The 23,386-nt window shown below is 66.6% G+C and carries 24 protein-coding genes; 14 read left to right on the top strand and 10 right to left on the bottom strand.

Going from position 1 to position 23,386, the window contains the following annotated elements; translation table 11 throughout:
- Positions 1-47 precede the first annotated feature (47 nt).
- Both ndk and ASF00_RS06540 read left to right on the top strand, forming a co-directional pair.
- Positions 48-470 (top strand): nucleoside-diphosphate kinase, encoded by a 423-nt coding sequence (gene ndk / locus ASF00_RS06545; RefSeq protein WP_031393391.1) that lies wholly within the window; start codon positions 48-50, stop codon positions 468-470.
- Positions 470-988 carry a GNAT family N-acetyltransferase gene (locus ASF00_RS06540; RefSeq protein WP_055876028.1) on the top strand — a complete coding sequence of 173 codons (519 nt, stop codon included), beginning with the start codon at positions 470-472 and terminating at the stop codon, positions 986-988. The genes ndk and ASF00_RS06540 overlap by 1 nt, the downstream gene beginning before the upstream one ends.
- Before the next feature lie 160 nt (positions 989-1,148).
- Here ASF00_RS06540 and ASF00_RS06535 read toward each other — a convergent pair whose 3' ends face one another.
- The 4 genes from ASF00_RS06535 to purM are packed head-to-tail and all read right to left on the bottom strand — an operon-like array spanning position 1,149 to position 3,820.
- On the bottom strand, positions 1,149-1,760 hold the full coding sequence (locus ASF00_RS06535; RefSeq protein WP_055876026.1) for a hypothetical protein: 612 nt from the start codon (positions 1,758-1,760) through the stop codon (positions 1,149-1,151).
- Complete coding sequence (locus ASF00_RS06530; RefSeq protein WP_235525653.1) at positions 1,757-2,122, bottom strand: MmcQ/YjbR family DNA-binding protein; 366 nt, start codon at positions 2,120-2,122, stop codon at positions 1,757-1,759. The genes ASF00_RS06535 and ASF00_RS06530 overlap by 4 nt, the downstream gene beginning before the upstream one ends.
- The gene (gene purN / locus ASF00_RS06525) at positions 2,119-2,691 is read right to left on the bottom strand and encodes a phosphoribosylglycinamide formyltransferase (protein WP_055876024.1); all 573 of its coding nucleotides are present in this window, start codon (positions 2,689-2,691) and stop codon (positions 2,119-2,121) included. The genes ASF00_RS06530 and purN overlap by 4 nt, the downstream gene beginning before the upstream one ends.
- Positions 2,684-3,820, bottom strand: a complete 1,137-nt coding sequence (gene purM, locus ASF00_RS06520; protein WP_082463260.1) for a phosphoribosylformylglycinamidine cyclo-ligase — start codon at positions 3,818-3,820, stop codon at positions 2,684-2,686. The genes purN and purM overlap by 8 nt, the downstream gene beginning before the upstream one ends.
- A gap of 64 nt (positions 3,821-3,884) precedes the next feature.
- Between purM and ASF00_RS06515 the strand changes: the two genes are divergently transcribed.
- The 4 genes from ASF00_RS06515 to ASF00_RS06500 are packed head-to-tail and all read left to right on the top strand — an operon-like array spanning position 3,885 to position 9,475.
- Complete coding sequence (locus ASF00_RS06515; RefSeq protein WP_055877093.1) at positions 3,885-5,129, top strand: heavy-metal-associated domain-containing protein; 1,245 nt, start codon at positions 3,885-3,887, stop codon at positions 5,127-5,129.
- Positions 5,130-5,140: 11 nt separating this feature from the next.
- The gene (locus ASF00_RS06510) at positions 5,141-5,785 is read left to right on the top strand and encodes an HdaA/DnaA family protein (RefSeq protein ID WP_055877090.1); all 645 of its coding nucleotides are present in this window, start codon (positions 5,141-5,143) and stop codon (positions 5,783-5,785) included.
- A gap of 16 nt (positions 5,786-5,801) precedes the next feature.
- The gene (locus ASF00_RS06505) at positions 5,802-7,967 is read left to right on the top strand and encodes an RNA degradosome polyphosphate kinase (RefSeq protein ID WP_055876021.1); all 2,166 of its coding nucleotides are present in this window, start codon (positions 5,802-5,804) and stop codon (positions 7,965-7,967) included.
- Positions 7,964-9,475 (top strand): Ppx/GppA family phosphatase, encoded by a 1,512-nt coding sequence (locus ASF00_RS06500; RefSeq protein ID WP_055876018.1) that lies wholly within the window; start codon positions 7,964-7,966, stop codon positions 9,473-9,475. Before ASF00_RS06505 ends, ASF00_RS06500 begins: the two co-directional genes overlap by 4 nt.
- A 150-nt stretch (positions 9,476-9,625) precedes the next feature.
- Here the strand turns inward: ASF00_RS06500 and ASF00_RS06495 are convergent, their stop codons facing one another.
- Entirely contained in the window at positions 9,626-9,922 is a 297-nt protein-coding gene (locus ASF00_RS06495; protein WP_055876015.1) for an I78 family peptidase inhibitor, read from the bottom strand.
- Positions 9,919-11,094 carry a ribonuclease D gene (gene rnd / locus ASF00_RS06490; RefSeq protein WP_055876012.1) on the bottom strand — a complete coding sequence of 392 codons (1,176 nt, stop codon included), beginning with the start codon at positions 11,092-11,094 and terminating at the stop codon, positions 9,919-9,921. The genes ASF00_RS06495 and rnd overlap by 4 nt, the downstream gene beginning before the upstream one ends.
- 91 nt (positions 11,095-11,185) lie before the next feature.
- On the opposite strand from rnd, the gene aspS reads away from it, so the two are divergent.
- From aspS to ASF00_RS06475, 3 genes are all read left to right on the top strand, one after another.
- Positions 11,186-13,009, top strand: coding sequence for an aspartate--tRNA ligase (gene aspS, locus ASF00_RS06485; RefSeq protein WP_200910487.1), 1,824 nt, complete (start codon positions 11,186-11,188; stop codon positions 13,007-13,009).
- 212 nt (positions 13,010-13,221) lie between these two features.
- Positions 13,222-14,631 (top strand): APC family permease, encoded by a 1,410-nt coding sequence (locus ASF00_RS06480; protein ID WP_235525652.1) that lies wholly within the window; start codon positions 13,222-13,224, stop codon positions 14,629-14,631.
- Entirely contained in the window at positions 14,628-15,404 is a 777-nt protein-coding gene (locus ASF00_RS06475; protein WP_055876009.1) for a polyphosphate kinase 2 family protein, read from the top strand. The genes ASF00_RS06480 and ASF00_RS06475 overlap by 4 nt, the downstream gene beginning before the upstream one ends.
- A gap of 4 nt (positions 15,405-15,408) precedes the next feature.
- On the opposite strand, the gene ASF00_RS06470 is transcribed toward ASF00_RS06475, so the two are convergent.
- Positions 15,409-16,050: a carbonic anhydrase gene (locus tag ASF00_RS06470; protein WP_235525688.1), complete on the bottom strand. Its 642-nt coding sequence runs from the start codon at positions 16,048-16,050 to the stop codon at positions 15,409-15,411.
- A 179-nt stretch (positions 16,051-16,229) separates the two neighbouring features.
- Between ASF00_RS06470 and lipA the strand changes: the two genes are divergently transcribed.
- Entirely contained in the window at positions 16,230-17,156 is a 927-nt protein-coding gene (lipA, locus tag ASF00_RS06465; protein WP_055876003.1) for a lipoyl synthase, read from the top strand.
- Positions 17,156-17,629, top strand: a complete 474-nt coding sequence (locus ASF00_RS06460; RefSeq protein ID WP_055876000.1) for a type II toxin-antitoxin system RatA family toxin — start codon at positions 17,156-17,158, stop codon at positions 17,627-17,629. Before lipA ends, ASF00_RS06460 begins: the two co-directional genes overlap by 1 nt.
- Here the strand turns inward: ASF00_RS06460 and ASF00_RS06455 are convergent.
- The 3 genes from ASF00_RS06455 to ASF00_RS06445 are packed head-to-tail and all read right to left on the bottom strand — an operon-like array spanning position 17,575 to position 19,774.
- Positions 17,575-18,090 (bottom strand): CinA family protein, encoded by a 516-nt coding sequence (locus ASF00_RS06455; RefSeq protein ID WP_055875997.1) that lies wholly within the window; start codon positions 18,088-18,090, stop codon positions 17,575-17,577. The two genes, ASF00_RS06460 and ASF00_RS06455, sit on opposite strands and share 55 nt — an antisense overlap.
- Positions 18,090-18,614 (bottom strand): hypothetical protein, encoded by a 525-nt coding sequence (locus tag ASF00_RS06450; RefSeq protein ID WP_055875994.1) that lies wholly within the window; start codon positions 18,612-18,614, stop codon positions 18,090-18,092. Before ASF00_RS06450 ends, ASF00_RS06455 begins: the two co-directional genes overlap by 1 nt.
- Positions 18,611-19,774: a bifunctional 2-C-methyl-D-erythritol 4-phosphate cytidylyltransferase/2-C-methyl-D-erythritol 2,4-cyclodiphosphate synthase gene (locus ASF00_RS06445; RefSeq protein ID WP_055875992.1), complete on the bottom strand. Its 1,164-nt coding sequence runs from the start codon at positions 19,772-19,774 to the stop codon at positions 18,611-18,613. The genes ASF00_RS06450 and ASF00_RS06445 overlap by 4 nt, the downstream gene beginning before the upstream one ends.
- 91 nt (positions 19,775-19,865) lie before the next feature.
- On the opposite strand from ASF00_RS06445, the gene dusB reads away from it, so the two are divergent.
- Genes dusB through ntrC form a run of 3 tightly spaced genes read left to right on the top strand, consistent with a single transcriptional unit; the run spans position 19,866 to position 23,363 of the window.
- Positions 19,866-20,864, top strand: coding sequence for a tRNA dihydrouridine synthase DusB (gene dusB / locus ASF00_RS06440; protein WP_055875988.1), 999 nt, complete (start codon positions 19,866-19,868; stop codon positions 20,862-20,864).
- Positions 20,851-21,915 (top strand): two-component system sensor histidine kinase NtrB, encoded by a 1,065-nt coding sequence (locus ASF00_RS06435; RefSeq protein WP_235525651.1) that lies wholly within the window; start codon positions 20,851-20,853, stop codon positions 21,913-21,915. The genes dusB and ASF00_RS06435 overlap by 14 nt, the downstream gene beginning before the upstream one ends.
- Positions 21,912-23,363, top strand: coding sequence for a nitrogen regulation protein NR(I) (gene ntrC / locus ASF00_RS06430; RefSeq protein WP_055875982.1), 1,452 nt, complete (start codon positions 21,912-21,914; stop codon positions 23,361-23,363). Before ASF00_RS06435 ends, ntrC begins: the two co-directional genes overlap by 4 nt.
- Positions 23,364-23,386: the final 23 nt, after the last annotated feature.

Raw genomic sequence — 23,386 nt, 5'->3', positions numbered from 1 at the left:
AAGCGCCGCGCATCCTATTACCGTCAACACAGGAGCCCGTGACCATCATGGCCGCGAACCGTACCTTTTCGATCATCAAGCCCGACGCAACCCGCCGCAACCTGACCGGTGCGGTCACCAAGATGCTCGAGGAAGCCGGCCTGCGCGTCGTCGCTTCGAAGCGCATCCAGATGACCCGCGAGCAGGCCGAGGGCTTCTATGCGGTCCACAAGGAGCGTCCGTTCTTCGGCGAGCTCGTCTCGTTCATGATCTCGGGCCCGGTCGTGGTCCAGGTTCTCGAAGGCGAGAACGCGATGCAGCGCAACCGCGACATCATGGGCGCCACCAACCCCGCCAACGCGGAGCCCGGCACGATCCGCAAGGAACTGGCCGAGTCGATCGAGGCGAACTCGGTACATGGGTCGGATTCGGACGAGAATGCCGAAATCGAGATCGCCTACTTCTTCAAGCCCGAAGAAATCGTCGGCTGATGACCTGGCGGATGCGACGCGCAAACCCGGGCGATGCGCCCGCGCTGTCGCTCGTCGCATCCGCCACGTTTCTCGATACCTATGCGACCGTGCTGACCGGGGCCGACATCGTCGCCCACTGCACGACGAAGAACAACATCGCCACGTTCGAGGCGTGGCTCGACGATCCCGCGACGATCGTCACCATCGCGGAGCAGGAGCCCGGCCACGCGCCGATCGGCTACACCGTGCTGACCGCGCCGGACTTTCCGGTTCCGATCGGCCCCGCCGATATCGAACTCCGCCGCATCTACCTGATGAAGCAGGCGCACGGCACCGGCCTCGGCGCCGCGCTGATGACGCAGGCGCTGGAGGCTGCCGCTGCCGCCGGCCGCAACCGAGTCCTGCTCGGCGTGTGGGAAGGCAACACGCGCGCTCGCGCCTTCTACGACCGTCACGGGTTCGCGGTGATTGGCGCGCGCCAGTTCACGGTCGGCACCACGCTCCACGAAGACCCGGTCTACGCGCGCTCGGTTTGAGCTGCTCAGATGACACGCAGTCCGGCGCAACTACCACCACCCCGGCGAAGGCCGGGGGCCAATTGGCAAGGCCGTCGTGACGGCGCGCCGTACTCCGTTGGCATCGTCCCCCTATTGGGCCCCGGCCTTCGCCGGGGTGGTCCCACAGGAGGGTGATCGATCAAACCGCCGGCTTCTCCCGCGCCCAGATCGCGTCGATCTTGGCCTGATCGCCACCGCGCTGGCGAACGCGCAAACCTTCGAGCTTCAATGACCGACCCGCAAAGGGTATCGACCCGGCTTCGGTTTTCCAGATCACGTCGTAGATCCCGCTCGCCGAGCGGGTCGTGTCGCCATCGAAATAGTGGAGGCTGACGAGAACCGGCAAGCGTCCTGATCGATTGTCAGCGCCACCATCGGTTAGCTTCAGAAGCGGTTTCAAGAACCACGATTTTTCGATGACCGGTTCCGCCGGCGGCCGCTGCGGCGATACGCCGAGCGCGCGCGGGAAGGTGATCGTCACATCCTGAAGATCGTGCCGCGCATCCTTCAGCAACAGAGTGTCGCCGCCATCCTGCACGATCGCCGAGAGATCGATCTTCGTCCGCTCGCGTGCTTCGCTCGACTGTGCCGCGATCTTGTCGGCCTCGGCGGCGCGATGTTCGGACCAGTTCGTCCACAGCGTCAGCGCCGCGATCAAGACACCCGCCACCGCGACGACCTCGGCCAGCGTCACCCAGCGCCGGCGCGTGGCGGCGGCTTCGCGGCGCTCGGTCGGAGTCTCGCTGCTCATCGTCCGCCGGCTTCGAGCAGGCGGGCAGGGGCCGCCAGTTCCCAACTCCGCGCGATCCGGTCCTCGACCAGCGCCCAGTCGGGATCGCCGGTGAGCGTCATGCCGACCCAGCCGGACGCGCCAAGATAGGCGGGGCTCGAATAGACCGCGGGGTTTGCCTCGATCAGCATCGCCTGTTCGTCGCTGCCACCGGTCTTCACGCATACCATAGTCAGCCCATCGCCGTGATGGTCGGCGCGGAACTGCGCGAACTGCTTGCCCGCGACGAAGAAGGTCGGCTGGCCGTGCGAGACGGTTTCCTCGGTCTCGGGCAGCGCGAGCGCAGCCGCGCGGACGCGGTCGAGGGGGGACATATCGGTCATCGCGTCACGAACTCCGCCAAGATCTTAGGGTACAATGCATGTTCGGCCGCCAGCACGCGCTCCGCAAGCGTATCCGCATCGTCGCCAGCAAGGATCGGGACCTCCGCTTGGCCCAGCACGACTCCGCCATCCAGTTCCTCGGTCACGACATGCACCGAGCAGCCGCCTACCGCATCGCCCGCCGCGATCGCCCGCGCGTGCGTATCGAGCCCCTTGTACTCGGGGAGCAGCGACGGATGGATATTGACGATCCGATCGCGCCACGCGGCGACGAAGCCGTCGGACAGCAACCGCATATAGCCCGCCAGCGCGATCACCTCGACGCCAGCCTCGCGCAGCGCCGCATCGATCGCCGCCTCGTAGGCGGGCTTGCCGAGCCCATTGGGCGACAGCGCGAACGTCGCCAGCCCCTGCGCCCTCGCCCATTCGAGTCCGGCCGCATCGGGTTTGTCCGAGGCGACCAGCGCGATCGCATAGGGGCAGTCGGCCGCGCGCGACGCTTCGACCAGCGCCATCATGTTCGATCCGCGCCCGGAGATGAGCACGCCGACGCGCGTCTTGTCAGCCATGCGTAGCGGTCCAGTTTTCGCGTGCGCTCCACGTACCGGCCGAGCCGCGCACGGTGCAGCCATGCGCGCCGGCTTCGATCGACCCGATCGTGAACACCGTCTCGTTCGCAGCTTCGAGCGCGGCGGTCACCGCCTCGGCCTCGTCGGCGCTGACGATCACGACCATGCCGATCCCGCAGTTGAACGTGCGCGCCATCTCCTCCGGCTCGATCGCGCCCTGCGCCTGCAGGAACGCCATCAGCCGCGACTGCTCCCACGCATCCGCATCGACCACCGCATGCACGCCCTCGGGCAGCACGCGCGGAATGTTCTCGAGCAGGCCGCCGCCCGTGATGTGCGCCAGCCCCTTGATCCGCCGCTCGCGCAGCAATGGCAGCAGGCTGGCGACATAGATGCGAGTCGGCGCCATCAAATGATCGATCAGCAACCGGTCCTGATCGAACAACGCCGGACGATCGAGCTTCCACCCGCGGTCCGTCGCCAGCCCACGAACCAGCGAGAAACCGTTCGAATGCACCCCCGACGAGGCGAGCCCGAGCATGACGTCGCCCGCCGCGATCTCACGCCCGGTCAGCACGTTCGTCCGCTCGACCGCGCCGACGCAGAAGCCCGCCAGATCATAATCGCCGTCCGCATACATGCCCGGCATCTCGGCGGTCTCGCCACCGATCAGCGCGCAGCCGGCGGTCTTGCAGCCCTCGGCGATCGAAGCGACGACGCGCTCGGCGACCGTCGCATCGAGCTTGCCGCTGGCGTAATAATCGAGGAAAAACAGCGGCTCGGCACCCTGCACGATCAGGTCGTTGACGCACATCGCGACCAGGTCGACGCCGACGCCTTCATGCCGGTCCCATTCGATCGCCAGCTTCAGCTTGGTGCCGACGCCATCGTTCGCCGCCACCAGCAGCGGATCGACAAACCCCGCCGCCTTCAGGTCGAACATGCCGCCGAACCCGCCGAGGTCGGCGTCCGCCCCCGGTCGCCGCGTCGAGCGCGCGAGCGGCGCGATCGCGCGCACCAGCGCGTTACCCGCGGCGATCGAAACGCCAGCCTGGGCGTAAGTATAAGGGCCCGAAGTGGGGGTGTAAGGGCCCGAAGCGGGGGTGGCGGAGTCTGGCGTATCGGTCATGATCGGTGCTGCTAGCCACATCGCGCTTGGATTTCCACGTCTGCTTCGCCAAAAGGCCCGCGTGATCCGTATTCGTGCCCTTCCCACAGCGCTTGCTGGCGCCGCCCTCTTGTTGAGCGGTGGAGCCGTGCTTGCGCAGATCGAGGGCGGCAGCCGCGGCGCCGCGCCGGTCGACAGCGGCAGCGCCTATGAGGTGAGCGGCGTCACGGTCGACGTCGCCGGCAAGACCGCCGACGCCGCGCGTTATGCCGGATGGCGGCTCGCCCAGCGCAAGGCATGGGTGCAATTGTCGAACCGGTTGGGTGGCGGTGGTGGCCTCGTCTCCGATGGCACGCTCGATTCGCTCGTGTCCGGCATCGTCGTCGAGAACGAACAGATCGGCCCGGACCGCTATATCGCCAAGCTCGGCGTGCTGTTCGACCGCACCCGCGCCGGATCGATCCTCGGCATATCGACCTATGCCGATCGTTCGCAGCCGATGCTGGTCATCCCGATCCAGTGGTCGGGCGGCGTCGGCCAGGCGTTCGAGCAAAGCACGCAGTGGCAGCAGGCCTGGGCGCGCTATCGCACCGGCAACAGCAGCATCGATTACGTCCGCCCGTCGGGCTCCGGTCCCGACGCGCTCCTGCTCAACGTCGGCCAGACGCAGCGCCCCGGGCGCGGCTGGTGGCGGACGATCCTCGACCAATATGGCGCGAGCGACGTGCTGATGCCGGTCGTGAAGCTCTATCGCCAATGGCCCGGCGGTCCGGTGATCGGTGTGTTCGAAGCGCGCCACGGCCCCGACAACGACCTGATTGGCAGCTTCACGCTGCGTGTCGGCACGTCGGATGGCATCGCGCAACTGCTCGATACCGGCGTGAAGCGGATCGACGACCTGTACCAGCAGGCGCGGCGCAACGGGTCGCTGCGCGTCGACTATAGCCTGTCGCCACCACCGGCCCCCGAGGCGGCGGTGATCGAGGACCTGCCGACCGACGAGACCGCAGACGCCAACACTGCGGTACTGACCGGCGGTGAGGGGATTTCGGTCATCGTCCAGTTCGACACGCCGGCCGCGACCGCGGTGTCCTCGACGGAGGCAGCCCTTCGCGCAATCCCCGGCGTCCGCTCGGCCGCGACGACGAGCCTCGCGCTCGGTGGCGTGTCGTTGATGCGCGTCGCCTATGACGGCGATCCGGCGGCGCTCAAGACCGCACTCGAAGCGCGCGGCTATCAGGTCTTCGGATCTGGCCAGACGATCCGGATTCGCCGGGTTTCCCAACTTCTTCCGCCGGATCTTCCTGCGGATACCGTGACGACAGGGTGAGCGCGACCAAGATGACTCAAATCGCGCTGCCACTCGGTTGGCCGGCGGACCCTCGCGACGACGCCTTCCTGGTTACCCCCTCCAACGCGCGGGCCGTCCACACGCTGGAGCATACCGCGACGTGGCCCGTCATGACCGCCATCCTCACCGGTCCGCGCAAATCGGGCCGCAGCCTGCTCGCGCGCATCTTCGCGGCGAAGAGCGGCGGCACGATCATCGACGATGCCGAGCGCGTGCCCGAGGCGCAGCTGTTCCACGCCTGGAATCGCGCGCAGGAGGAGCACCGGCCGCTGCTGATCGTCGCCGACGCAGCCCCGCCCGAATGGAAGGTAAAGCTCCCCGATCTCCGCTCGCGTCTGGCGGCAAGCCCGATCGCGGCGATCGGCGCGCCCGACGACGAACTCATGCGGCTGCTGCTCGCGCATCTGTTCGAGCGGCGGAGCCTCGATGCGCGGCCCGATCTGATCGACTGGCTCGCCACCCGAATTGAGCGTAGTCATATTACCGTAACGCGAACCGTCGATGCGCTGGATCAGGAGGCAATGGAACGTCGCAAGCGCTTGTCCATTCCTCTGGCACGAACCACACTCACCGAGGCCGGGCTGATCCTGCGACCACAGCTTGCCCTGGATCTGCCGCTCTTTACGTCACCATAAGACCCCAAGAGGACCGATGAACCGTCCAGCGCATATCGTCCGCCAAGCGGAAGACGACGACGATCCCATCGGCGCAGAGCCGAACGACCGGTTCTTCAATCGCGAGCTCTCCTGGCTGGCGTTTAACCGTCGCGTGCTGGAGGAGGCGTGCAACCCCGCGCATCCGCTGCTCGAGCGGCTTCGCTTCCTGTCGATCTCGGGCTCGAACCTCGACGAGTTCTTCATGGTCCGCGTCGCCGGCCTGAAGGGCCAGCAGACGCAGGACGTCGATCGCCGCTCTGCAGACGGGCTCACCGCGGGCCAGCAGCTGACCGGGATCGTCCGCGAGGCCGATGCGCTGATGGCAAGCCAGCAGGCGGTATGGGGCGACCTGCGCGTGCTCCTCGACGAGGCCGGGCTGTTCGTCCTGCGCCGCGAGGCGATCGAAGGCGAGGCCGACGAGTGGCTCGAAACACATTTCCGCGATCAGATTTTTCCGATCCTGACGCCGCAGGCGCTCGACCCCGCGCATCCGTTCCCGTTCATCCCGAACCGCGGACTGTCGGTCATCTTCGACCTCGTCCGGATCTCGGATAACGAGCCGGTGCGCGAACTGGTGATGCTGCCGCACACGATGACGCGCTTCGTCCGCCTGCCCGGCGAGCCCGCGCGCTACATCGCGATCGAGACGCTGCTCAAGCGCTTCGCGCCAGTCCTGTTCCCCGGCTACGAGGTCCTCGCCGCGGCGAGCTTCCGCGTGCTGCGCGACAGCGACATGGAGATCGAGGAGGAGGCCGAAGACCTCGTCCGCTACTTTGCCAACGCGATCAAGCGCCGCCGCCGCGGCCGCGTGATCCGCCTGGAACTCGAGACGGGGATTCCCGACGTGCTCGCGGCCGTTCTCAAGGACGAACTCGGCGGCGCGGATGCGATCATCACCGAGAGCGGCAACCTGCTCGGCATCGTCGATCTCGACGGGCTGGTCGACGAGGATCGTCCCGACCTCAAATTCCCGCCCTTCACGCCGCGCTTCCCCGAGCGGATCCGCGAGTTCGGCGGCGATTGCTTTGCGGCGATCAAGGCCAAGGATATCGTCGTCCACCATCCGTACGAGACGTTCGAGGTGGTGCTCGCCTTCCTGAAACAGGCGGCGAACGATCCCGACGTCGTCGCGATCAAGCAGACGCTCTACCGCGCCGGCAAGCAGCCCGCGGTCATCAACGCACTCATCACTGCCGCCGAAGCCGGCAAGTCGGTCACCGCGGTCGTCGAGCTGAAGGCGCGCTTCGACGAGGAGCAGAACATGGTCTGGGCCTCCGCGCTGGAGCGTGCGGGCGTGCAGGTGGTGTACGGCTTCATCGACTGGAAGACGCACGCGAAGGTGTCGCTGGTCGTCCGCCGCGAAGGCTCCGCGTTCCGCACCTACTGCCATTTCGGCACGGGCAATTATCACCCCGTTACCGCCAAGATCTATACCGACCTCAGCTTCTTCACCGCCGACGCGGCGGTGGGGCGCGATGCGGCGCAAATGTTCAACTACATCACCGGCTATGTCGAACCGACCGACATGGCGCGGGTCAGCCTCTCGCCGCGCGACCTGCGCCAGAACCTGATGAACCTGATCGACGTCGAGATCGCCAATGCGCGCGCCGGCAAGCCTGCGGGCGTCTGGGCCAAGATGAACTCGCTGGTCGACCCCGCGGTGATCGAGAAGCTGTACGAGGCGAGCGGGGCAGGGGTCGAGATCGACCTGATCATCCGCGGCATCTGCTGCCTGCGTCCCGGCGTGCCCGGCCTCTCCGAGACGATCCGCGTCAAATCGGTGATCGGCCGCTTCCTTGAGCACAGCCGGATCTGGGCGTTCGGCAACGGCAAGGCGCTGCCCAATGACGGCGCCAAGCTGTTCATCTCGTCGGCCGACTGGATGCCGCGCAACTTCGATCGTCGCGTCGAATACATGCTGCCGATCCTCAACCCGACCGTCCACGACCAGATCCTCGACCAGGTGATGGTCGCGAACCTGATCGACAACGAGCAGAGCTGGGAACTGCAACCCGATGGCGAGTATAATCGCGTCGATCCCGGCGACCGCCCCTTCAACCTGCATCGGTATTTCATGACCAATCCGTCGCTCTCCGGCCGTGGTGCCTCGCTTGCGACCAGCAATGCCGTGCCGACCCTGTCGCTCCGTCGGAAACGATGAGCGTCGCACACCGCCTGTTCGGCAACGCGCCGCCCAAGGCCGAAACCGATGATCACCCGCGCACGGGGATCATCGACATCGGCTCGAACTCGATCCGCCTGGTCGTGTATCAGGGGCCGCCGCGGCTTCCTGCGATCCGGTTCAACGAAAAGGTGCTGGCGGGGCTCGGTCGAGGACTGGCTGCGACCGGATCGATCGAGAAGTCCGCGCTAAAGACAGCGCGGATCGCCCTGGCCCGGTTCGCGGCCGTAGCGCGCGAGATGGAATGCTCGACGCTCCGTACGGTCGCGACGGCGGCGGTACGCGATGCGAAGAACGGCGGCGAACTCATTGCAGCCGCAGAACAACTCGGCCTCACCGTCGAGACGTTGTCGGGCGAGCAGGAGGCGAGCGCGGCGGGGTACGGTGTGCTCTCGGCGATCCCCGATGCGGACGGCATCGTCGGCGATCTCGGCGGCGGCAGCCTGGAACTCGTCCGCGTCCGCCACGGCAGGATCGAGGATCGCGTCTCGTTTCCGCTCGGAGTCCTGCGCATCGGTCCGATCCGCGCCAAACGCGGCAAAGTGCTTGAACGGCTCGTCGCCCGCCTGATCCGCGAAGCGGGCTGGGCCGCGCGCGGGCAGGGGCTTCCGCTGTATCTCGTTGGTGGATCGTGGCGGGCGCTGGCGCGTCTCGACATGGAGCTGTCGGACTATCCGCTGCCGATCATCCATCAATATTCGATGACCGCCGCAACGATCACGCGTCTCAGCCGCACGATTCCGCAGCTTTCCAAGCCGCGGTTGAAGGCCATTCCGGGGTTATCATCGGGCCGGTCGGCAACGCTTGCCGACGCCGCGGCCCTGCTGGGCGTGCTGATGCGGCAACTCGGCAGCCGGACGACGATCGTCTCCGCCTACGGCTTGCGTGAGGGTCTGCTCTACGAAGATCTGAACCGCACAGACCGCACGCTAGATCCGCTGATCGTCGCTGCGCGCGAAGAGGGGCGGCTGCTCGGCCGGTTTCCCGAGCATGGCGATCTGCTCGATCGCTGGATCGCACCGCTGTTCGTCGGCGAGCCGGCGGCGATGGCGCGGATACGGCACACCGCCTGCCTGCTCGCCGATGTCGGCTGGCGCGCCAATCCGGAGTTCCGCGCCGAACGCGGCGTCGAGGTCGCACTGCACGGGAACTGGGTCGCGATCGACGCGCCCGGCCGGGGCATGCTGGCCCAAGCGCTCTATGCGAGTCTCGGCGGCGATCTCGCAGCGGCCGATCCGGTCGGCCGACTGGCGTCGCCCGCGGCGATAAAAAGTGCGACGGCGTGGGGACTTGCGATGAGACTTGGCCAGCGGATGAGCGGCGGGCTCGCGGGTCCGCTCCAGCGCTCGCAGCTTACCGATGACGGCGTCACGCTGACGCTGAAGCTGCGTCCCGCGGACAAGGGGCTGTACGGCGAGGCCGTCGAACGTCGCCACAACGCGCTGGCCACCGCGCTCGGCCGCAAGGCGCTGCTGACGATAGGGTAGCGACGCCCTCGCGAATCCTCCCCCGCCAGGGGGAGGTGGCAGGCGTCAGCCTGACGGAGGGGGCGGGAGGAGGAACGGCCGTTGCGTGCCTCCCCCTCCGTCGCCTCCGTCGCCACCCCCCCTGGCGGGGGAGGATTCAGGAGCGCGCCCTCAAGCGCAGGTAAAGCGTTCGATCCGGCCCTTGGCATCGACATAGACGTTCAGCCGGTCGACGCGGAAATCCTTCGTCGTCGCGGTGTTCGGCGCGATCCAGCGCAGCGTCCGTGCGCCCGACCGCGTTTGCATCACGTCCGCCCGCGCATCGCTCGCGCGCTTGCCGACAAGATCGCCCAGCGAGTCTGCATTGCACGCGGATTGGGTGGGGGCCGCAGCGGGCGCCTCGCCACGCATCTCGACCGGCGTGCACGCCGCAGACGCCAGCAGGGCGACAACCAGAACGATCTTCATGCGGCATCCTCCGTACGCGTCATCTTGAGCTTACCGCCGATCACCGCAAACGCCAGTCGGCCTTCGACCAGATCGAGCGCGTCGCGGCCGAACTGGTCGAACCGCCAGCCTTCGAGCATCGGCAACCCGACGCGCACGCCAGCGGCAAGCGCCTCCAGCTCATCGGTCCGCGCGAGCAATTTCGACGCGACATCAATATCTCGCGAGCGGATCTTCAGCAGCAGCTTGAGAAGATCCGCGACCAGTGACCCCTCCTTGCCGAGCCCCGGCTTGCGATCGTCGCGCGGCGGCAGTTCGTCCTCGCCGAGCGGTTGCGCGCCCTCGATCGCCGCCATCAGCCGGCCCCCAATGTCGTTCCCCGCCCAGCTCGCCGACAAGCCGCGGACCCGGGCGAGATCGGCCTGCTTCTTGGGCGGATGGCCTGCCATGTCGCCGAGCGTCTCGTCCTTGACGATCCGCCCGCGCGGCAGGTCCTTCGCCTGCGCCTCCAGTTCACGCCAGCGCGCGAGTGCCTTCAGTCGCCCGAGCACCTCAGGCTTGCGCCCCGAAATCCGCACGCGCTTCCAAGCCAGATCGGGATCGTTCGCATAATTGGCGGTATCGCCGAGCCGCTCCATCTCCTGGTCGAGCCACACGCCGCGCCCCGTCTTGCGGAGGCGTTCGAGCATCTTAGGAAAGATCTTCGACAGATGCGTCACGTCGCCGATCGCATATTCGATCTGCCGCGCGTCGAGTGGGCGGCGCGCCCAGTCGGTGAAGCGCGCGCCCTTGTCGACTGCGATGCCGAGCCAGCTGTCGACGAGGTTCGAATAACCGATCTGTTCGCCCTGACCGAGCGCCATCGCCGCGACCTGCGTATCGAACAGCGGGAAGGGCGTCTTGCCCGTGAGGTTGTAGACGATCTCGATATCCTGCCCGCCGGCATGGACGACCTTGAGTACGTCGTGATTCTCGACGAGCAGGTCGAGCAACGGCTTCAGGTCGATCCCCGGCGCCATCGGGTCGATCGCGGCGGCTTCCTTGTCGTCGGCGATCTGGATCAGGCAGAGCTCCGGGTAATAGGTGCTTTCGCGCATGAATTCGGTGTCGACGCACACATAGTCGGCGTCGGCCATGCGCGCGCAGAGATTGGCGAGCGTGGCACTGTCGGAGATAAGCGGGTGGATATGCATGGCGTTTCCATAGCGAGGGTCGTCCGGGTTGACAAAGGCGGGTGAGGAAGGGAAGCGCGAGACACCTGTTTATCGTCCGAGAAGACCCATCATGCACGCCTATCGCACCCATAACTGCGCCGCCCTCCGCCCCGAACAGGTCGGCGAGGAGGTCCGCGTGTCGGGCTGGGTCCACAAGAAGCGCGATCATGGCGACCTCGTCTTCATCGATCTGCGCGATCATTACGGCATCACGCAGATCGTCACCGACGTCAGCGGCCCCGTCTTCAAGGTCATCGAAGGCCTGAAGAGCGAGAGCGTCGTCACGATCACCGGCAAGGTCACCGCACGCGCACCCGAGGCGGTGAACCCGAACCTGCCGACCGGCGGGATCGAAGTCCGCGCGACCGCCGCGACGGTCCAGTCGATGGCGGGCGAACTGCCGATGCCGGTCGCGGGCGAGGCCGAGTATCCCGAGGATATCCGCCTGCGCTATCGCTATCTCGATCTGCGTCGCGAACGGCTCCACGCGAACATCATGCTGCGCTCGAAGGTCATCACCTCGCTGCGCAACCGGATGAACGATCAGGGCTTCACCGAATTCCAGACGCCGATCCTGACCGCGTCGTCGCCAGAGGGCGCGCGCGACTATCTGGTGCCGAGCCGCGTGCATCCGGGCAAGTTCTACGCGCTGCCGCAGGCGCCGCAGATGTTCAAGCAGCTGCTGATGGTGGCGGGCTTCGACCGTTATTTCCAGATCGCCCCCTGCTTCCGCGACGAAGACGCGCGCGCCGATCGTTCGCCGGGTGAGTTCTACCAGCTCGATTTCGAGATGAGCTTCGTCACGCAGGACGACGTGTTCAACGCGATCGAGCCCGTCCTGCACGGCGTGTTCGAGGAGTTCGCCGACTGGCAGGGCAAGGGACGCCAGGTCTCCGCACTTCCCTTCAAGCGCATCCCCTACCGCGAATCGATGCTGAAATACGGCAGCGACAAGCCCGATCTGCGCAACCCGATCCTCATCCACGACGTCGGCCATCACTTCGTCGATTCGGGCTTCGGCCTGTTCGCGGGCATCGTCGCCGGCGGTGACGTGGTCCGCGCGATCCCCGCGCCAAACACGGCCGAGAAGAGCCGCAAGTTCTTCACCGACATGAACGACTGGGCCCGCGCCGAAGGTCATGCCGGCCTCGGCTACATCACGCAGAAGAACGGCGAACTCGGCGGCCCGATCGCCAAGAACCACGGCGAGGAAGCAACCCGGAAACTGATCGCCGAGATGGGCCTCGGCCCCAACGACGGCATCTTCTTCGCCGCCGGCAAGGAGCTCGCCGCCGCCAAACTCGCCGGCGCCGCGCGTGCGCGGATCGGCGCCGACCTCGGCCTGATCGACGAGAACCGCTTCGAATTCTGCTGGATCGTCGACTTCCCGATGTTCGAATATGACGAGGACGCCAAGAAGGTCGACTTCAGCCACAACCCGTTCTCGATGCCGCAGGGCGAGATGGACGCGCTCGAGAACAAGGATCCGCTCGATATCCTGGCGTACCAGTACGACATCGTCTGCAACGGCGTCGAACTGTCGTCGGGCGCGATCCGGAACCACCGGCCCGAGATCATGTACAAGGCGTTCGAGATCGCCGGCTACACGCAGGCCGATGTCGACACGAACTTTGCGGGCATGATCAACGCGTTCAAGGTCGGCGCGCCGCCGCATGGCGGCTCGGCACCGGGGATCGACCGCATGGTCATGCTGCTCGCGGGCGAGCCGAACATCCGCGAGGTCGTGCTGTTCCCGATGAACCAGAAGGCCGAGGATCTGATGATGGGCGCGCCGAGCCCGGTCAGCGCCAAGCAGCTGAAGGAGCTCAACATCCGCCTGACGGTCGATGGTCCGAAGGATCCGGCCAAGGTGGTCGCGCCGAACGCCGGCTGATCCGACCGTCCCTCGCCCCTACGGGGAGAGGGAAGGAGGAGCCTCTTGGCGACGGGAGGGTGAGGGGAGGTTGGCGCAAATGAACCGCCCCTCACCCTCCCACCCGCAAGTGCGGGCGGGCCCCTCCCTCTCCCCGGAAGGGCGAGGGGAGCAAATGAACTTCCTCCAACCCCGTTAACCATGCAAATACCCGTGCACGATAAGGGGATGGCATGCGCGACGATCAGATGACACCGGCGCCGATCCCCGGCCGCAGTCTCGTCCGCAGCCTCGGCGTCATCGGCGTCCTGTTCCTCACGCTCTCCGTCGCGACGCCGGCCTCGTCGGTGTTCGTCATCGTCCCCGGGATGCTTCAGGTCGCGGGCACCGGCGCGGTCTGGGCGACGCTGCTCGCCGGGCTCGTGTGCGTCGCCACCGCCTTCGTCTATGCCGAACTCTCGTCCGCGTGGCCGGTCGCAGGCGGCGAGTATGTCGCGGTCGCGCAGACGCTCGGGCCGATGGCGGGCTTCGCGATGCTCGGCGTAAACGTCTTCAACAACCTGCTCTTCCCGCCGGTCGCCGGGCTGGGGGTCAGCGCGGTGCTCGGCACGCTCGTCCCAGGCCTGCCGCAAATTCCCATCGCCGTCGCGGTGGTCGCGGGATCGACGCTGGTCGCGATCCTTCAGATCCGCGTCAACGCCTGGCTGACGGGGCTCTTCCTGCTGGTCGAGATGCTCGCGATCGGCGCGGTCGTCTGGCTCGGATTCGCCGATGCCGTGCGCCCGTTCGGCGACCTCTTGCTCCACCCGGTGATGCCGCAAGCCGGCGCGCTCGTCCCCGCGTCCGCCGCCTCGATCGGACTCGCCACCTCGATCGCGATCTTCGCGCTCAACGGCTATGGCGCGGCGGTGTATTTCGGTGAAGAGATGCTCGACGCCCCCCGGCTGATCGCGCGCGCGATCATGGCGTCGCTCGCGTTGACTCTGCTGTTCGAGGGTATCCCGATCGTCGCGCTTCTCGTCGGCGCACCGGACCTCCACGCCACGCTCTCCGCCAGCGACCCGTTCGGGCTCATCGTCGTCCTCCGTAGCGGCTCGGCGATGGCCGACTGGATCTCGATCGGCGTCGTCGTCGCGATCGTCAACGCGGTGATCGCGTGCATTCTGGCCTGCGCACGGTTCTTCTATGGGACTGCACGTGACGGATCGTGGGGGCGCCCGATCGACCGGTGGTTGGTGCAGGTCCACCCTCGCTTCGGATCCCCCTGGGTCGGCACGCTGCTGGTCGGCGGGTTCGGGATCGTGGCATGCTTCCTACCGCTTCCGCTGCTGCTCGTGCTCAGCGGCACCGGCCTCGTCGCGATCTATGCGGGAATCTGCGTCGCAGCGATGGTCGGCAGACGCTCTGGCAAGACCGCGCATGCGCCTTACCAGATGCCGCTCTACCCGCTTGCGCCCGTGGTGACGCTGCTCGCGCTCGGCTATGTCTGTTGGACAAGCTGGTTCGATCTGGAGGAGGGCCGCCCCGGCCTGATCATGACCGCGGCCGAAATCCTGCTCTCGATCGCCTATTATTGGTTCGTCTTGCGTCGTCGTGGCCCCTGGAACGTTCATATTGCCACAGCGACGGAGAGAGATGCATGACGATCCATCTGGCCGATTACGAAAGTGGCGACGCCTACGACGGCAAATACAAGCGCGACCTCGCCAAACTTCAGGAGCGTCTCGAGCATATCCAGGTCGCGCACATCGTCGGGGGTACGCGCGCGATCGTCATGTTCGAGGGCTGGGACGCGGCGGGCAAGGGCGGGATCATCCAGCGGCTGTCGGCCGAATGGGACCCGCGCAACTACAAGGTCTGGCCGATCGCCGCGCCGACCGCCGACGAGAAAGCGCATCATTTCCTCTGGCGCTTCTGGAACCGGTTGCCCGCCAACGGCCATATCGCGGTGTTCGATCGCAGCTGGTACGGTCGCGTGCTCGTCGAGCGCGTCGAAGGGTTTGCGAGCGATGCCGAATGGCACCACGGCTATGACGAGATCAACGCGTTCGAGGCGCAGCAGGTCGAGAGCGGCACGACGCTGATCAAGCTGTTCGTCCATACCACGCAGAAGGAGCAGGACCGACGGCTCAAGGCACGGCTCGACGATCCGTGGAAGCATTGGAAGACCGGACTCGACGATTATCACAACCGGTCGAAGCGCGGTGACTATCTGGAGGCGATGGCGGAGATGTTCGCGCGCACCGATACCGCGACCGCGCCATGGTCGGTGATCGACGGTAACGACAAGAAGGCGGCCCGAATCGCAGCGCTGACGCTGATCGCGGACCGCCTTGAAGCGAGTGTGTCGATGGTTCCGCCACCACTCGACCCGAAGGTCGAGAAGGTGGCGAAGAAGGCGTTAGGCCTTCGCTGACCCGTTACGCTTTCGCGGATTTGGCCTCTGGTGCATCGGCCTGGATGAACTCGTCGTCCGCGTTGAGCAGCAGCATCTGGCCCTTGTCGATGCCGAAATAGGCGCCGCGGAGCGCCAGCGTGCCGGCGGCCTCGGCCCTTCTGACGAACGGGAAGGTGCGCAGATTGGCGATCGAGGTGCGAACGGACTCGAGTTCCATCTCACGGCCCGCCTGGTCGCTGTCGCCAAACTTGGCGATGACCTTCTCACGCGCGCCGTCGAGCAAGCTCACCCAGTCGGACACGAAGCCGCCGGCGCCATGGTCCGCGTCGGCAAAAGCCTGCGTCAGCGCGGCCTTGCAGCCGCCGCACTTCTCATGGCCCATCACGACGATCTCTTCGACCTTCAGCTGCGTAACGGCGAACTCGATGGCCGCCGACACGCCGTGATGGCCGCCACCAGTTTCGTAGGGCGGGACCAGATTGGCGACGTTGCGGACGACGAACACCTCACCGGGGAGCGTGTCGAAGATCTGCGCGGGTTCGACGCGGCTGTCGGAACACGCGATGATCATCACCTTCGGGCTCTGGCCTTCCTGCAGTTCCTTCCAGCGCTCGCGCTGCGCCTCCCAGGGGCCGTCCTTGAAGCGATGATAGCCTTCGATCATTTCCGGAAAATGAGTGGGCACGGTTAGCCTTTCGTCGATGGTTGCATTGCAACATGACAAACCTGTCATGTTGGAACTGGTTCCCGGGGAAGGTTTTATCCGCGCCGAACGGTGATTCCAAGCCGCCGAGGCGATCGGCCGCCATTGTCTCAAGGGCAGGGCGGGGCTATCTGGCGTCCATGAACGACATGACCCCGATGGCTGCGCCGGTTCGTGCGCGCAAGCCCGACTGGATCCGCGTCAAGGCGCCGACCTCCGCTGGCTTTGCAAAAACCCGCGAGCTGATGCGCTCCAAAAGCCTCACGACGGTGTGCGAAGAGGCAGCGTGCCCGAACATCGGCGAATGCTGGTCGAAGAAGCATGCGACCGTCATGATCCTCGGCGACACCTGCACGCGGGCGTGCGCGTTCTGCAACGTGAAGACGGGCATGCCGCGCGCGGTCGACGCGATGGAGCCGCAGAACGTGGCCGATGCGGCCGCGCAGATGGGCCTGAACCATATCGTCATCACCTCGGTCGATCGTGACGATCTGCCCGATGGCGGCGCCTCGCAGTTCGTGAAGGTTATCCAGGCGATCCGCGCGTCGAACCCGACCACGACGATCGAGATCCTGACGCCCGATTTTCGCAACAAGGCGCAGGCGGCGATCGAGTCGATCGTCGAGGCGCGTCCCGACGTCTACAACCACAATCTCGAGACGGTGCCGCGGCTCTATCCGACGATCCGCCCGGGCGCGCGCTATTATGCGTCGTTGCGGCTGCTGGAGAGCGTGAAGCGCCATGATCCGTCGATCTTCACCAAGTCGGGCGTGATGCTCGGGCTCGGCGAGGAGCGTCTGGAGATCCATCAGGTGATGGACGATATGCGCTGCGCCGACATCGATTTCCTGACGATGGGCCAGTATCTCCAGCCGACCCCGCGCCATGCGAAGGTTGCCGAGTTCGTGCCGCCCAAGGCGTTCGACGCCTATGCCTCGATCGCGCGCGCCAAGGGCTTCCTGCTGGTCGCATCGTCGCCGCTGACGCGGTCGAGCTATCACGCGGGTGATGATTTCGAGCAGTTGCGTGCCAACCGTGATGCCAAGCTGGGCGTTGTGCGCATCTGATGCCCAAGCATTCGGAAACGCGTCATTTGCCGTACACGCCTGAGCAGATGTTCGACCTGGTTGCCGATGTCGGCCGCTACGCCGAGTTCCTGCCCTGGGTCAGCGCGATGCGGGTGCGCTCGAACAGCGAGACCGAGACGCTTGCGGATATGATCGTCGGCTTCAAGGGCCTGCGCGAGACGTTCACCTCGCGCGTCGAGAAGGTCCGGCCGAGCGAACTCACCGTCGATTATGTCGACGGTCCGCTCAAGTATCTGCGCAACGAGTGGCATTTCCGGCCCGAGCCGCAGGGCTGCGCGGTCGATTTCACCGTCGACTTCGCGTTCAAGAACCGGATGTTCGAGATGATCGCCGGGCAGGTCTTTGGTGCCGCACTGCGCAAGATGATCGGCGCGTTCGAAACGCGCGCCGCCGAACTTTACGGCGCCGACGCGTCGGGCAGCAAGAGTTCGAGCGCCCACAACGCCGCCTGAAGCCGGATTCCGCCGCGTCCCAGATCGCCAAAGTCTTTGCGGTCGGCATGGACGTCGGACGGATCGCCGCCCTTTTCCGCGCGGCCGAACACGACCGTACCGACCGGCTTCTTGAGCGATCCGCCACCCGGACCGGCAACGCCGGTGATCGCGACGGCGATGTCCGCGCCCGATTGCTTGAGTGCGGCCTGCGCCATGCTCCAGGCGACCGCGATCGACACTGCGCCGAATGTCTCCAGCACATCCGAGCTGATCTTGAGTACGCCGAGCTTCGCGGCGTTCGAATAGGTGACGAAGCCGACCTCGAACACATCCGACGAGCCGGGGATCTCGGTCAGCGCCGCGGCGACCAGCCCGCCGGTGCAGCTTTCGGCAACCGCGACGCGGCGCCCGATCGCCCGGTTCTGTTCGATGACTTTCCGCGCGGCGTCGACCAGTTCGGCGGGAAGGATGGTATCCATCAGCGAGTCTCCACCGGGCACAGGGGCAGCGAAGCGACCGAGATAGCACCCCCACGCGTCTTTTGCGATTTGAGGTAGCGCAGCGTCTCGACGACGATGCCGGCGGTATTGCGCGGGGGCAGCGGGTCGAGCAGCGCGACGAGACGGTCGATCGTCGCGCAATCGCGCAGCGCGATCCGCCCGACGATCTGCGGCACAAGCAACGTCGTCAGCAGGGGGCGGGCGAAGTCCGAATCGAGCAACGCGTCGACCGCCGGGTCGCTCAGCTTGACGATCGCCGCGCGCGCCGCCGGCCATGCGCGCTCGGCTTCGGTCTCGTACCGTCCGATCAGCGTGCTCGACTGGCGCCGGATCAGGCTGGCCGCGGGTAACTGCGCCGCACAGACGCGTCCTGTCTCGCGGAGAATGTCGGGCATCGCGACCAGCGTCAGCGATTCGGCCTCCGCGCCGGTCAGGCAACGCGGTTGCGCCACCGCCGGGCTCGCGAGAAGCGCTGTCGCGACGAGTGCGGCGATGATCTTCATGCGGGCGCACCGGGAACGCGGACGGTCGCGACTGCTTGCGCCGCGATTCCCTCGCCGCGGCCCGTGAAGCCGAGCCGCTCGGTGGTCGTCGCCTTGACGCTGACACGGTCGAGCGTGAGCCCGAGCAGATCGGCGATCCGCGCGGTCATCGCCGCGCGGTGCGGGCCGATCTTGGGCGCCTCGCACATGATCGTGAGGTCGACGAAATCGATTCGGCCATGCTTGTCGGCGATCAGCTTGGCGGCGTGCTGGAGGAACTGCGCGGAGTCTGCCCCCTTCCACTGCGGGTCGCTCGGCGGGAAATGCGTGCCGATATCGCCCGCCGCGATCGTGCCGAGCAGCGCGTCGGTCAGCGCGTGGAGCGCGACGTCCGCATCGCTATGCCCCGACAGCCCCTTGTCGTGCGGGATCAGGACGCCGCCGAGCCAGAGCTCTTCGCCGGTTTCGAGCCGGTGGACGTCGAAGCCCATCGCGGTGCGGGTCTCGTACGAGGTCTTGGCGGCGACGCGCGCTTCGGCGGCCGCGAAATCTTCGGGGTGGGTGACTTTCTCGAGCATCGCCGAGCCCTGCACCAACGCGACGCCGACGCCAAGCCGTCGCACCATCTGCGCGTCGTCGGTCGCCTCTTCGTCCGCGGGCCAGACGGCATGGGCGGCGCGCAGCCCCTCGACCGCGAAAGCCTGGGGAGTCTGGACGCGGTTGAGGTCCGCGCGCGGCACGATGTCGCCGAGCAGGACGCTGCCGCGCGCGAGCGTATCGGTCACCGGGAGAACGGGGATGGCCGCATCCCTGGTCTTCAGGGCGACGACGAGCGAATCGATGACCGCGGCAGACAGGAACGGGCGCGCCGCATCGTGGATCAGCACATGCGTCGCCGCGCCGACCGCTGCGACGCCGTTTGCGACCGACTCGCGCCGCGTCGCACCGCCGACGACGATCGTCGCATCGCCCCCGAGTGCGTCGACCGCCATGTCCTGCTGTCCGTCGGCCACCACGACGATCGTCTCGACGATCGCCGGATGCGCGGCGAATGCGTCATACGAATAGGCGATCATCGGTCGTCCGCCGATGCGTGCATATTGCTTGGGAACCGCGCCCCCGGCGCGCACGCCGGTTCCCGCGGCGACGATGATCGCGACGATACGCTGTCCATGTGCCATCCCCGCGCCCTAGCGGTTCGTCCCGATACTCGCCAGTCTTGCGGCAAACCGCAGGACAGGGTAGGGCGTTGCCTCTTTTTCAGGCACATCCATGCGTAACTTGACCCCTATCCAGATCGGTCCCGTCCGGATCGAAAGTCCCGTCGTGCTCGCGCCGATGACCGGCGTCACCGACATGCCGTTCCGCACGCTGGTGCGACGCTATGGCTCGGGCCTCAACGTCACCGAGATGGTCGCGAGCCAGGCGGCGATCCGCGAGACACGCCAGTCGCTGCAGAAGGCCGCGTGGGATCGGCTCGAGGAGCCGGTGTCGATGCAGCTTATCGGCTGCACGCCGTACGAAATGGGCGAGGCGGCCAAGCTCAGTCAGGATCGCGGCGCGGCGATCATCGACATCAATATGGGCTGTCCGGTGCGCAAGGTCGTCAACGGCGATGCGGGCTCGGCGCTGATGCGCGACACCAAGCTCGCCAGCGCCATCATTGAGGCGACCGTCAAGGCGGTCGACGTCCCCGTGACGCTGAAAATGCGGATGGGCTGGTGCCACGACAGCCTCAACGCCCCGGATCTCGCGCGGATCGCCGAAGACCTCGGAATCAAGCTGATCACCGTCCACGGTCGCACGCGCAACCAGATGTACAAGGGCAGCGCGGACTGGGGCTTCGTCCGCACGGTCAAGGACGCGGTGAGCGTGCCCGTGATCGTCAACGGCGATATCTGCACGATCGAGGATGCCGAAGCGGCGATGGACCAGTCGGGCGCCGACGGCCTGATGATCGGCCGCGGCAGCTATGGCCGCCCGTGGGTGCTCGGCCAGGTGATGGAATGGTTCGCCACTGGCCGCCGCATCGAAGACCCGTCGATCACGGAACAATATGACGCGATCGCCGGGCATTACGAGGCGATGCTCGAACATTATGGCATCGAGACCGGCGTCAACATGGCGCGGAAACATATCGGCTGGTACACCAAGGGGCTGCCGGGTTCGGCCGAGTTCCGCAACAAGGTGAACCAGGTGCCCGACCCCAGGCAGGTCAAGGCGATGCTGGCCGAGTTCTACGCTCCCTGGCGCGATCTTGCCGCAGCGTGACACCAGTCCACGCGGACGGCCGGGCTTTGCGGAGCTGTTCGCGGCGCTGCCCGTAGCGGTCGTCGTCGTCGATCCCGATCACCGCGTCGCGCACGCCAACGCGCTCGCCGAGCAGTTGCTGAACCTTTCCGAGCGCTTGATGATCGGGCAGCCGCTCGGCGCGATCATCCCGCCACCCGATGATTCACGCAACCGCGACGGGCATGGCCTGGCCGTCTATGATACGGAGATCGCGACCGCGCGCGGCGTCAAGATCCGCGTCGATTTCGCCGAGACCCAGATCGCCGATTATCCCGGCTGGCGCGCGATCACGCTGCATTCCGCCGCGACCTCGCGCCGCCTCGGCCATTCGGCAGACCGCGCTGCCGGCGCACGGGCCGCGGTCGGCGCCGCGGCGATGCTGGCGCATGAGATCAAGAACCCCTTGTCGGGCATCCGCGGTGCGGCGCAATTGCTCGGTGCGGGCGAACTCACCACGCTGATCGTAACCGAGGTCGACCGCATCGCCGCATTGATCGACCGGATGCAGGATTTCAGCGACACCCGGCCCCTGCCGCTCGCCAGCGAGAACATCTACCCGTTGCTCGGCCATGCCCGCCGGCTCGCGCTGGCCGGATTCGCGCGCGGTATCGCGATCGAGGAACGTTTCGATCCGTCGCTCCCGCCCGCGCAGATCAACCGCGACGCGCTGCTCCAGATCGTCATAAATCTTCTCAAGAATGCGCGCGAAGCGGTTCGCAACGAACGCGAACCGCGCATCGTCATGACCACCGCCTACCGCCACGGGATCACCGTCAGTTCGGCGCCGGGCAAGCCCCGGCTGCCGCTGCCGATCGAGATCTGCATTTTCGACAACGGCCCGGGCGCACCCGCCGACATCGCCGACCATCTGTTCGATCCGTTCGTCTCGGGCCGTCGCGAAGGGCAGGGGCTCGGCCTCGCACTGGTCGACAAGCTCACGCGCGACATGGGTGGCATCGTCCAATACGCCCGCGAAGGAAATCCCGAGATGACCGCGCTCCGCCTGTTGCTCCCCAGAGCCGCGTCATGAGTACCGTTCTGGTCGTCGACGACGACGCCGCGATCCGGACCGTCGTCGCGCAGGCGCTGCGCCGGGCAGGGCACGACGTCACGGTCGCCGACAGCCTCGCGCAACTCGAGCGCGCGTTGGCGGTGTCAGTGCCAGACGTCCTCATCACGGACGTCATCCTCCCCGATGGCGACGGTATCGAGCATGTCCGCAGCGTCGCCGCGCGTTTTCCCTTGCTGCCGATCATCGTCCTCTCCGCGCAGAACACGCTGACCACCGCGGTCCGCGCGGCCGAAGTCGGTGTCTATGAATATCTCCCCAAGCCGTTCGACCTCGACGTGCTGACCCGCGCGGTCGCGGGGGCGCTGGCGCGTGGCGGGATGGTGTCGGAGGACGCGCTCCACGACGCGGACCGCGCGCTGCCGCTGATCGGGCGATCGGCGGCGATGCAGGACGTCTATCGGATCATCGCACGCGTCGTCTCGAACGACCTGACCGTGTTGATCTCGGGCGAATCGGGCACCGGCAAGGAGCTGGTCGCGCGTGCGATCCATGATCTGGGTCCCCGCTGTGCAGCCCCGTTCGTCGCGATCAACATGGCGGCGATCCCGCGCGAACTGATCGAGGCTGACCTGTTCGGGCATGAACGTGGCGCGTTCACGGGCGCGGCAACGCGCAATGCCGGGCGGTTCGAACAGGCATCGGGGGGCACGCTGTTCCTCGACGAGATCGGCGATATGCCGATGGAGGCGCAGACCCGGCTGCTCCGGGTACTCCAGTCGGGCGAGTTCACGAGCGTCGGCGGGGCCCGCACGATTCGTGTCGACGTCCGGATCGTCGCCGCCACGAACCGCGACCTGTCGGCGCAGGTCGCCAACGGCCAGTTCCGGGAGGACCTGTTCTATCGTCTCAATGTCGTACCCATCGCACTCCCGGCGTTGCGCGAGCGTCGGCGGGATATCGCCTTGCTGGCCCGCCACTTTCTCGATCATGCCGCCGTGCAGGGGTTGCCGCGGCGTCAGCTTGCCACCGACGCGATCACGGTACTCGGCGCGCATCATTGGCCTGGGAACGTCCGCGAGCTTGAAAATCTCATGCGCCGTATTGCCGTTCTCGCGCGCGACGAGGTGATCGGCGCGGATGCGATCCGGACGATGATCGGTACGCATGCGGGCCCTGAGGAGACGGTCGATGTCGAAATAGGCCAGGCGGTGCGCGCGATGATCGACCGGATCGCGCGCGAAAATCCCGCCTCCCTTGACGACGGCACGCTGTACGAGCGCGTGATCGGCGAAGTCGAACGCCCGCTGATCGAGGCGATGCTGGCGCGGCATGGCCAGAACCAGCTGCGGGCGGCGCGCGCGCTTGGCATCAATCGCAATACGCTGCGCAAACGGCTCGACACACTTGGCATCGACATCGACAACGGCGCCGATGCGCAGCGTGCCCGGGAAACAGAACGTCGCTGATTCTGTCATTATGTGGTTTCCCG

The sequence above is a fragment of the Sphingomonas sp. Leaf34 genome, assembly GCF_001421805.1.
GTDB lineage: Bacteria > Pseudomonadota > Alphaproteobacteria > Sphingomonadales > Sphingomonadaceae > Sphingomonas.
Note: the sequence above shows the minus strand (reverse complement) of the source record. Positions and strands in the feature narration are given on the sequence as shown.